We start from the raw sequence: 10,669 nt of genomic DNA, 5'->3' as shown, positions 1-10,669 counted from the left end.
TCCAGCGTGTTGCTCCGCTTGCAGGGCAGCCTTTAGGTGCTGGTTGAAAAACAACAACAACACCAACTTCTGCACAAGTTTTAGTTAACTTCGGGACAAAAATATCAGGGTTGGTTTCGTTTGTGAGTTTACGAAGATTCTTTAGCTTTAGGATAAAGCTTTGCCTATTATATCTTCCGCATGAGCGTTGCGTCACTATTTCTTCCCCCCGACGTAGCCAAGCTGCAACTGCACCAAGTTTTTTTTCAAACTTCGGCGAAGATTTAAAAGCAGCTAACTCTAATGGATCAGTGTATTTTGACCGCCACGCGGATACCGAGGCAACTCTGAAGTACTTCAGGCACTCTGAAACCTGATCAATCTTCTTCATGTGTTCGTCGATCCATCCGTATTTGATCATATGTTTAAGCGGAAGCTCTTTCAACCAATTAATCTGACTCTTTAGACGTTCTTTTTCTTCTATGCGTGCAATAGCCTCACGATACTTTGCTTCTCTTGATAGCCAGAAATTTGCATTGCTGCCAAGAACTCGTTCTAATCGAAGTGCTGTATCTTCCGTAATTGTTGCTTTGCCGCGTATAAGCTGGCTTACATGTTTTGTTGTATAACCAACACGGTCCGCGAATTCAGATTGCGTCCAGTTTTTTTCTTCCAAGATGTCCAGAATCGTATCTCCTGGCGGCGACAGCCATTTCGGTTCAAACCGATTAAGATTTTCAGTCATGATAATCTCCGATAAAAACGATTTCTATTGATTTGACCTCTCTCCATTTTATATCCCCACTGGTATCCTGCGGTATTGGGTTATCAGATGGTTTAAATACTAGGCGACGTCCACCATCCAGATTAACTGCGAATTGTCCAGTTCGTCTGCCTTTCAAAGGATGAGGGTTTCCGAAAGGGATATCCCCCAGTTTCTCTACCGCAATCAAATCTGCTAGCCGAGCCTGTAGTTTTTTAGCTGCCACATTCCCGAGTTTCTTTTTCGCTGATTTGGGGTCTTCACATAATTTTTTCAGGCTGGAGTTTCGAAAGCTTATATCCATTCATAACTATCCAAGTCGAAGATGTGAAATAATCCTTGTCAGTAATCGAGCGGAGACCCTTCAATTTCATTTACCAAGTAGGTAAATAATAACACAACATGAGAAGAAAGCAAGTTTGCCCATTGCCTTGAATCATCAAGGAAATTCAAAAATGGAGTCTGATGAAACGAAGGAATTTGGACGTTCGATTTTAGAACATCTAGTACAAATCTTAATTACTTGGGCAGATTTTAATTTTTTCAGGTGTGTTTGTGTAATTCTAGTTTTTTTGGTTTAGTTGGAGATTAGATTTTTTGAGCGGGATTGTTTTTTCAAAAAGTGAACTCAGAGTATATACCTGCTTAGGTCCCTGTCCTTGACGATGTCGGCTATTTTCTCCTCAACATAGCTTTTGTCTATGGTGAATTTCTTCTCCTTCATGTCGGGAGCGTTAAAGGAGATCTCATCAAGCAGCTTCTCAAGAACGGTGTGAAGCCTCCTTGCCCCTATGTTCTCGGTAGAGCTGTTAACTTCGGCCGCGGTCTCGGCTATTTTCTCTATTGCTTCGTCTGTGAAAGAGAGTTTTATGTCCTCGGTCCTCATAAGCTCGGTGTACTGTTTTATGAGAGCGTTTTTGGGCTCGGTGAGGATCCGTATGAAATCGTCTTTGGTGAGCGCCTCAAGCTCAACCCTTATTGGAAAACGTCCCTGGAGTTCGGGTATGAGGTCAGACGGCTTTGAGACGTGAAACGCCCCGGCTCCTATGAAGAGTATGTGGTCGGTCCTTACCATCCCGTGCTTCGTGGTGACGCTGCTTCCCTCGATTATAGGGAGAAGATCCCTCTGCACCCCTTCCCTTGAAACATCAGGGCCCGAGACGCTGTTTTTTCCGGCGACCTTGTCTATCTCGTCTATGAAGATTATTCCCGAGTTCTCGGTTCTCTCGAGAGCCAGCTGGGTAACTTTGTCCATGTCTATCAGTCTTCGGGCTTCCTCCTCGGTGAGGATGTCCATGGCCTCGGGAACCTTGACCTTTCTTACTTTCGATTTTTTGGGCATGAGGCTTCCGATCATCTCCGAGATTCCGGGATCCATCTCCTCGACTCCCGCCTGGCTGAACACCTGTATGGGAAGGCTTCTCGCCGTTATCTCTATCTCGACTTCCCTGTCGTCGAGCTTTCCGTCCCAAAGAAGCTTTCTCATCTTCTTTTTGGTCTCGCTCATTTTTCTCTTGGCTTCGTCCATGTCTCCATCCGCCTCGGTGACGGGACGAGTCGGGACGAGCAGGTCAATGAGCTTGTCCTCGGCAAGCTCTCTGGCCCTCGTGTTAACCGAAAGGGTCTCCTCCTCTGTTACCATGTTGACGGCTATCTCGGTTAAGTCCCGTATCATTGACTCAACATCCCTGCCCACGTAGCCAACCTCGGTGAACTTTGACGCCTCGACCTTTACAAAGGGGGCCTGGGCAAGTTTCGCCAGGCGCCGGGCTATCTCTGTTTTTCCCACGCCGGTGGGTCCCATCATAAGTATGTTCTTTGGGGATATCTCGTCGCGAAGCTCGGGCGATACCTTCTGCCTTCTCCACCTGTTCCTGAGCGCCACGCCGACGGCCCTTTTGGCCATGTTCTGTCCGACTATGTACTTGTCTAGCTCCGATACTATTTCCCTCGGGGTGAGGTAGGATTCCTGGGACATTTAATCTATTTCCTCTATCGATATGTGACTGTTTGTGTAAATACAGATTCCGGCCGCGATCTCAAGTGAGCGCTCGACTATCTCCCGGGAGGAAAGCTCCGAGTGCTTGGCAAGCGCCAAAGCGGCCGCCTGGGCGAAGGGACCTCCCGATCCTATTGCTATCACGCTCTCATCAGGCTCTATTATGTCCCCGCTTCCCGAGATTATGAGCATAGTTTCGGAGTTGGCGACTATCAGCAGGGCCTCGAGCCTTCTCAGGATTCTGTCTGTTCTCCATTCTTTCGCAAGCTCTACTGCTGCACGCTCAAGGCTTCCCCGAAATTCCTCTAGCTTTCCCTCGAACTTGTCAAAGAGCGTCATCGCGTCTGCCGTTGAGCCCGCGAATCCGGCGCAGATCCTCCCGCCGTACATCTTCCTTATCTTGTTCGCGTTATGTTTTACCGCTGTGGCTCCCATTGTCACCTGGCCGTCGCCCCCGAGGGCCACCCGGCCGTCTTTTTTAACGCATAGTATCGTAGTTCCATGAAATTGGCTCATAATCTTTTCCCCTTTCTCCCATTGCCTCTAGGCGTTCGGGTGAGTCTTGTCGTACACTTCCATTATCCGCTCGACCGAGAGGTGGGTGTATCTCTGGGTCGTAGAGAGACTCGCGTGACCGAGCATCTCCTGGATCGCCCGAAGGTCTGCGCCGCCCGCAAGCAGGTGGGTGGCAAACGAGTGTCTAAGCACATGGGGACTCACGTTTTTCGATATCCCCGATACCAGGCCGTACTTCTTTATTATCCGCGCCAGACTTCTTGTGGTTATTCCGCCTCCCCTCGAGTTAAGGAATATATGGTCGGACGCGGGTTTCAGCGTTCCTCTTATGTCGAGATACTCCCCGAGAGCGGAAAGCGCCTTTGATCCCACGGGAACGATTCTCTCCTTGTTTCCTTTCCCGCGAACCCTTATTATCGCCTCTCCCATGCTGAGGTCGGCGAGCGTGATTCCCGCAAGTTCGCTTACACGGAGGCCGCTTGAATAAAGAAGCTCGAGAATCGCCCTGTCGCGCACGCGAAGCGGATTTTTCTCCGGATCCTTCACGTCGACCAGATTGAACACCTCGTCCACGCTTAAAAACACGGGGAGGTGCTTTTCCTTTTTAGGGGTGCGCACGAGTTTTGCGGGATTCTGCACCGCGAGACCTTTTCTTACCAGATACGAGAAAAAGGATCTTATCGCCGATACTTTTCTCTCTACCGAGGAGGGGGAGTTTTTTCCGTAGAGGGTTGAGACGTAGGCGTTTATTGTCGCGACGTCCGCATCCTCGATCTTTTTTTCTTCTTTTAAGAGAAAATCGCGGAAATTCTCAAGATCTCCCCTGTAGGCCTTTACCGTGTGTTCCGAGTAGTTTCTTTCGTCCGAGAGGTGCTTTATGAAGCTTTCTAGCGGTTCGTTCATCTGTACTTCAAATATATACGTTCATTTGCTTTGGACAAGGGACGGGAAAGTATTGTCGGGGGCGGGCGGCGCCCGCCCGGTCTCCGACGCGAAACGCCGCGGCGGCGCGAAATGGTTTATAAATGCTATGCTTATGGCTCATGCGATGGAACTGGCAACGGCCCGAGTGGCCCGATTTTACCTGGGAACCGGAGCTTCTCGAGGGCGCGGAGCGTGATTTTCTGCGCGGGACGGCTCTGCTTTCCGAGGCTTACGGGCGTCTCGGCGAACATGAACGGGACCGGCTCAGGGTGGAAATCATAGGCGAAGAAGCCCTCAAGACTTCCGAGATCGAGGGGGAGTTTCTTGACCGCGAGAACCTGCGGTCGTCTCTTCGCTGGCGTTTCGGCCTGTCGGCGGACGGCCGGAAGCCAAGTCCCGCCGAAGACGGGATCGCCGATCTCATGGTCGACCTCTTCGGTACCTGCGAAGATGAGCTTTCCCACGAAACGCTTTACCGCTGGCACAGGATGCTCACGCTCGGACGCACCGACCTGAGGTGCGTGGGCTGTTACCGCGAGCACGGAGTCGCGGTGGTCTCCGGGCCTCTTCACAGACGCAGGATTCATTTCGAAGCGCCTCCGCCGGAGAGAGTGAAGCGGGAAATGGACGGGTTTGTCCGCTGGTTTAACCGGAGCGCCCCGGGCGCCGAGGCGCCCCTTCCGGCGCTTGCCCGCACCGGCACCGCGCATCTTTATTTCGAGTGCATTCACCCGTTTGAGGACGGAAACGGCCGCCTGGGCCGTGCGGTGTCCGAAAAAGCGCTTGCCCAGTCCCTCGGCCACCCTACGCTGATTGCGCTTGCCACCGTGATCAGCGGGAAAAGGGGCGCCTATTACGGGGCCCTCGGGGAGGCCAACACGAAAAACGAGATAACCGGCTGGCTCAGCTATTTCGCCGGCACCGTGCTTGATGCGCTTTCGTATACACGGGCCTACGTGGAATTTCTTACAGAAAAGGCCAGGTTGCTTGAACGTATGCGGGGAAGAATGAATCCGCGGCAGGAAAAATGCCTGCTTCGGATGTTCGAGGAGGGCCCTGAGGGTTTTACCGGTGGTCTCAGCGCGGAGAATTATATAAGCATCACGAAGGCCACGCGCCCGACCGCCACTCGGGATCTTTCGGATCTGGTCGCTAAGGGCGCGCTCGCGAGAACCGGGGAGCGCAAGTCCACGCGCTACCATCTGAATATCGACCTGCGAATTTGAAACCGGACTTTAATTTTGCGCTTCCGCGCTTTTCTGGCGATGCCGATAGGGGAGAAATAGCCGGGTCCTCTTCCGTGGTAGCCGAAAGATTCTTCCTCCGATCATCCAGATTGCGGCACAAGAACTAAAGAAAGACCTGTTCGGACGCAGCGAATGAATTTTGCAAAAATAAAGTTTGCTTTTAGAAATCATAAAGGCTAGATTTATATATCGGAAGAAAAAGATATGGAGTACAGGACACGTAAATTATCCGGGAGGGTCTTGCTCTCCCTGAAGCGGAACCCCGTGGTGTTTCTAAACGGCCCGCGCCAGTCGGGCAAGACCACGCTTGTGCGGGAGCTTGCCCGCAACGAGTATCCGGCCGAGTACGTATCTTTTGACAACGTTACTCACATGGAGGCCGCCTACGCCTCTCCGGAAAGTTTTCTCGGCCGACGGAGCGGGCCGGTGATTATTGACGAGGTCCAGCTGGTTCCCGACCTGTTCCGCGCCCTCAAGGTTGTCGTTGACGAAGCGCGTCTCGGAGAGGGGGGACGGAGCAACGGCATGTTCCTGCTTACGGGTTCGGCGAATATAATGGTTTTGCCGAAGCTCTCCGATTCCCTTGTCGGACGCATGAGTGTAAGAACTCTTTATCCGTTTTCAGCCTGCGAGGTTTTCTCTGCGGAGGGAGATTTCCCGGAGAGGCTTTTTTCAGCCGATTTTGCCGACTTGGGAAAAGGACCCGCGCTCGGCGAAGCCGTCGAGTCGGCCACGTTTCCCGAGATATCGGGAAAACCCGCGCGCGAGCGGGTGGAGTGGTTTGACGGCTACCTTACAACCATACTGCAGCGTGACGTGCGCACGGTTGCCGAGCTTGAAAAAATCGGCACTCTGCCGAGACTGCTTCGGGTTCTGGCGGCCCGAGCCGGCAAACTTATGAACGACGCCGAGATCGCGCGTGACGTGGGACTTAACCCCGTTACCAGCAAAAGCTATCGCGGGATTCTCCAGGCTATGTTTCTCACCTTTGACGTCGGGCCGTGGTACCGAAACGTCGGAAAACGTCTTGTGAAGTCATCCAAGGGTTATATCGTCGATACCCTTCTTCTTTGTCATCTGCTTGACCGGAGTCTTGAGGGCCCGGGCGGACGGTGGGGCGATTTTTACGGTCACGCGGTTGAGAACTTCGTCGCCTCCGAGCTTCGAAAGCTGCTTTCCTTCTCCGATATGCGGGCGGATCTTTTCCATTTTCGTACCGCCGACGGCAAGGAGGTGGATTTCGTTCTTGAGCGCCCTGACGGCTCGGTCGCCGGTATCGAGGTAAAGGCTTCGAAGCGGGTGGTTTCCTCCGATTTTAAGGGTATGGAAGCGCTTCGGGCCCTGACGAAAGATGATTTTGTCTGCGGAGTCGTTCTTTACCCGGGAGAGGAGGTGGTTCCTTTCGGCGAGAAGTTCCTTGCCGTTCCTTTCTCCGCCCTCTGGCAGTAGCCGAAAGCATGTCACCTCCCTTGGGAAACGGGAATATCCGTTACGTTATCCCGAAGACTGCCGTACATCCGCTCTTGTTCCGCCGACTTGCGCGATCCTCCGGTTAGCTCCGGTTAAGCCGGTCGATAGCTTCGGCAACCAGTCTAATATTAGTTTTGTTAACCCTGTGTTGTCGTGCGAGTGTCTCCCAGTTTGAAAGGGCGTGCCGTGTGCTCTCAATAATCCCCGCGATCGTTTTGTCATCAAGGTTGGCTTTCTTTCCCAAGGCCTTTAGATGTTCAGATGAGGGATCTTTGCCTTCCCCGAGCACCGTCGTGCTCTGCTGGCCGCCCGGGCCGGAAGAGAACGTGATGTCATAGGCCGGGGACAGTTTCCACTCGCCTCCGGGATCCATAACAAACGAGAAATTCTTCGCGTGGTCGTCGCGGTTATGGGACATAACGTTAAAAACCGCGTGGCGGTACATTTTTTCGACTTCCCGCATGTCACGGGTCATTATCTCCGTTAATGCAAGCAGGTCTTCATAGTCAAGAGACGGCGTACGGAAATCCGAATGGAGCAGACCGCCTGCGGTATGGACATGAAGCCGAGTCATTCCGCCTTCAGATTCTTTTCGGTCAAACCTCCTGGTGGTGAAATACCCCGGCCCGTTCTTTGCCGGGAGAAGGCGCGTTTCGCTCATAAATACTCCCGCTTCCCTGGCCATAAGAGAGTAAACGTATTCAATGGCGCCGGCATCCGGGCCGTCTTCTGTGTTCGGGAACTTAACAAGCCAGGGAGCGTAGTCTCTGAATATTTTACCGGTCGCACCATGGATGATTTGACTGCCGGTCGGACTGATGCTCACCATCGCCTTGGGACGCGCTCCCGCGGAGGACCCGTTTAGCGCCACCAGTTCTTCAAGCACGTATTCAGCCGAGCCTCTCAGAACCTGCTGCGTTTTTAACGCCAGATCATCAATATTAAGAGCGTCGGAAAACCTTCGGCTGCTGAGGTCGGGTTCGTAGACAAGAGCTCCCATGCCTCCGTGTCCGACATGGGCCAGCCTGTCGAGAGCAGTCAGCTGATTGGGTGCTATCCCCTTTGACCTTGCGAGCCGATAAAACAGCAGGCGTCCCCATCCGTCGGGAAGGCTGTCATGAAAAACTCCGGGGAGACCTTCGAACAGCATGGGATCAAACGTGATGAGCCCGGGCTGTCGCGGAAGACGCAGCGGCGAAATCTCAAGGCTGCGGGGGAGAGTCGGAGCGTGTTCAAAATAGATTCTGCCCTCGGCGGAGAGTGCGAGCGTTCCTGCGTGGACAGGCTCCCGCCCGAAATCAAGGCTTGCGGTTATCTCGGAAGCGGGAGAATGGTTCATTCGCGCCATCCTCTCTTGCGGGGTGGCTTCCTGCTTTTCTCCTCAATCACTTCATTGATGGATGAATACGCGGGGGCGGGCGATTCGCTCGCCTTTACAATGCCCTCAAGTGCGTCAAGAACCATGGCAAGCTTAAGGAAGGATTCAAGGGAAACAATTCCTTTCTGCTCGAATTTCCGCAGGGTCGCGAGACTGACCCCCGAGCGTTTTGCAAGGCCCTGCTGGGTGAGCCCCGTTGCGAGACGTCGGCTGCGCATGTTCGCCGCGATTGTTTCCTGTGCTTTTGAAAGCGTGAAAAGTAATACCATAATATTAAAAACAGGGTATTTTTATATTTATCAATATTATAATATTATTTCTGATGGTCTTCAAGTGACGGCAGGGGCTTTTCTCGGATACTGCAGAGAACAGGGGAAAGACGCTTCTTAGGGGTTCACTTTAACGGGTTCTGCTGACGGCAGTCCCAGGCTTTTATCTGCTTTCCCCGAGCTCCGAAAGCTTCGCTATTCCCAGCACTCCGCTAAGCCTTGATCGATGTCGAGGGAAGGAACCCCCGGAACCGGTTCCTTCGTTACAAGGGACACTCCCGTGTCATGAAAGTCGAGGCCGGGAGTGTTCTCCGGCTTTCTGCCCGTCTTTGAGTATTCAGCCACCGCCTCGACCCCGAGTGACGCCATTTTCAGGGGATACTGCATGGAAGTGGCCCCGATCTCGCCTCTGGCGACGCTTCTTACCCCTGAGCAGCTGCCATCTATTGAAACAATGAGAACATCCTCTTCCAGCCCCAGCGCTCTGAGTGCCGAATAGGCACCTGCCGCGGCCGGTTCGTTGATTGCATACACCAGATTGATTTCCGGATACTTCTGTATCAGGTTTTCCATGGCTTTGCGTCCGCCTGATTCCGTTCCCATGGTCGCGCCACTGCCGACGATACGTGGGTCGTCCTCGTCATACATTTCTTTCGGGTTTTTGATATCGATGCCGAAGCCCTTGAGAAAGCCCTGGTTTCGCGACACTTCCACCGTTATCTGCCGGGCGGCCCCGTCAAGCGTCGCAATCCTTGCGTCTTTTGCCGAAGCATCCATTTTTGCCCGAGCCCACCTGCCGATCAGTTCCCCGGCCCGGAAATTGTCGGTGGCGAATGTGGCGTCTGCTGAATCCGCCGAAGGAAAAGGGGTATCAAGCGCGATGACCAGCACTCCGGCATCTCGAGCTTTCCTGACTGCCTCGCCAAGTGCGACAGGGTCCGAAGGGGTGATCAGAATGCCTTTCGCTCCCGCGGCAACCAGACTCTCAACTGCCTGAATTTGTGTCTGCGAATCTCCGTCGTACTCTCCAGCGAAGGTTCGCAATTCGATATCGAGTTGCTCGGCCCGCCTGAGAGCTCCCTCTTTAATCGTCACGAAAAACGGGTTGGTGTCGGTCTTGGTAATCAGGCCCGCTACAAGATCACCGGTTCTCTCGGGCGAGGCGGGAGTCGTGCCGCATCCGCTTGCAAGTGCGGCTAAAAGGCTGCACATCAAGCCCGCTGTTGCGAGCAGACGGATTGCAGATTGCATCTTGATCCTCCCATCGAAATCTGGCATCGCCGGAACCTGGCATTACATAGGCAGTCACCGGTTTTGATTCCGTCATATGTACACGTTACGTCAACCATACCACAGCACTGAAAGTCACACAACGCAGGGAGCAGACAGTCATATGCTTTTGCCTATGGCATTGTTTCCTGTGCCGTACCTGAGAAAATGGTTCAGTGCGGAACATTGGAAAATCCGTCCTGAACACGCAGGGATCAGGTGTCCTCGTCGAGGAAGCCGGGATCAAGGCTCATAACCCGCGCCAGGTCCGCGTCCGCTTCTTCTCTCCTGCCGACCTGCTTTTTGGCCTCCGCTCTCATTCTGTATGCAAACGCATTCTCCGGGTCAAGACCTATTGCCAGATCAAAATCGGCTATGGCTTCCTCGTGCATCTCAAGCCAGATTCTCGCCGCTCCGCGGTGGGCGTAATCCATGACCTCTCCGCCGTCTGCGTCGATTACATAATCCAGATCCCCGGCAGCCTCTTTGAAGCGCATAAGAGAAACGTTTGCGTATCCGCGTCCGCGGTGAGCCTCTACAAACCCGGGGTCGATATCGATCGCGGCCGTGAAATCATCCACCGCTTCCTCAAACCGCATGAGCCCCAGTCTGGCGAATCCCCGATTGTAATAAACTTCTGCGGAAGCGGGCTCAAAAAGCACCGCTTTTTCAAGGTCGGGCAGAGCTTCTTCGTAGAGGCCCAGGTCCGTTCTCGCGACCCCGCGGTTGGTGTAGGCCTCCGTATCTTCGGGGTCGAGGCGTATGGCCTCGTCATAGTCGGCTATAGCTTCTTCACTCCGCTTGAGATTGTGCTTTGAGAGTCCGCGGTCGTTGTAGATACAAGGCAGACCCGGG

General features: G+C 53.3%; 11 protein-coding genes. 2 read left to right on the top strand and 9 right to left on the bottom strand.

Annotated features, from left to right (window positions below; translation table 11 throughout):
- The 5 genes from OXG10_07725 to xerC all read right to left on the bottom strand — a co-directional run.
- Nucleotides 1-724: HigA family addiction module antitoxin (locus OXG10_07725; GenBank protein ID MCY3827243.1), on the bottom strand; the 724-nt coding region annotated here is incomplete at its 3' end.
- Nucleotides 717-1,046 carry a killer suppression protein HigA gene (locus tag OXG10_07720; protein MCY3827242.1) on the bottom strand — a complete coding sequence of 110 codons (330 nt, stop codon included), beginning with the start codon at nt 1,044-1,046 and terminating at the stop codon, nt 717-719. The genes OXG10_07720 and OXG10_07725, both read right to left, overlap by 8 nt.
- Before the next feature lie 324 nt (nt 1,047-1,370).
- Nucleotides 1,371-2,720, bottom strand: coding sequence for an ATP-dependent protease ATPase subunit HslU (hslU, locus tag OXG10_07715; protein ID MCY3827241.1), 1,350 nt, complete (start codon nt 2,718-2,720; stop codon nt 1,371-1,373).
- Nucleotides 2,721-3,257: an ATP-dependent protease subunit HslV gene (gene hslV, locus OXG10_07710; protein MCY3827240.1), complete on the bottom strand. Its 537-nt coding sequence runs from the start codon at nt 3,255-3,257 to the stop codon at nt 2,721-2,723.
- Between the two features lie 27 nt (nt 3,258-3,284).
- Complete coding sequence (gene xerC / locus OXG10_07705; GenBank protein MCY3827239.1) at nt 3,285-4,160, bottom strand: tyrosine recombinase XerC; 876 nt, start codon at nt 4,158-4,160, stop codon at nt 3,285-3,287.
- Between the two features lie 140 nt (nt 4,161-4,300).
- Here xerC and OXG10_07700 point away from each other — a divergent pair, with 140 nt between their 5' ends.
- Both OXG10_07700 and OXG10_07695 read left to right on the top strand, forming a co-directional pair.
- Entirely contained in the window at nt 4,301-5,407 is a 1,107-nt protein-coding gene (locus OXG10_07700; GenBank protein ID MCY3827238.1) for a Fic family protein, read from the top strand.
- 225 nt (nt 5,408-5,632) lie between these two features.
- Complete coding sequence (locus OXG10_07695) at nt 5,633-6,877, top strand: ATP-binding protein (GenBank protein MCY3827237.1); 1,245 nt, start codon at nt 5,633-5,635, stop codon at nt 6,875-6,877.
- Nucleotides 6,878-6,980: 103 nt separating this feature from the next.
- Here OXG10_07695 and OXG10_07690 read toward each other — a convergent pair whose 3' ends face one another.
- The 4 genes from OXG10_07690 to OXG10_07675 form a co-directional block, all read right to left on the bottom strand.
- The gene (locus OXG10_07690; GenBank protein ID MCY3827236.1) at nt 6,981-8,237 is read right to left on the bottom strand and encodes a type II toxin-antitoxin system HipA family toxin; all 1,257 of its coding nucleotides are present in this window, start codon (nt 8,235-8,237) and stop codon (nt 6,981-6,983) included.
- A complete protein-coding gene (locus tag OXG10_07685; protein MCY3827235.1) occupies nt 8,234-8,545 on the bottom strand; it encodes a helix-turn-helix transcriptional regulator in 312 nt (103 codons plus the stop codon). The genes OXG10_07690 and OXG10_07685 overlap by 4 nt, the downstream gene beginning before the upstream one ends.
- Nucleotides 8,546-8,740: 195 nt before the next feature.
- Entirely contained in the window at nt 8,741-9,796 is a 1,056-nt protein-coding gene (locus OXG10_07680; GenBank protein ID MCY3827234.1) for a sugar ABC transporter substrate-binding protein, read from the bottom strand.
- Nucleotides 9,797-10,029: 233 nt separating this feature from the next.
- Nucleotides 10,030-10,669 (bottom strand): tetratricopeptide repeat protein (locus tag OXG10_07675; GenBank protein MCY3827233.1); only part of this gene is annotated, 640 nt, incomplete at its 5' end.

This window comes from Candidatus Dadabacteria bacterium (assembly GCA_026706695.1).
GTDB lineage: Bacteria > Desulfobacterota_D > UBA1144 > Nemesobacterales > Nemesobacteraceae > Nemesobacter.
This window is presented reverse-complemented; position numbering and strand designations above follow the sequence as displayed.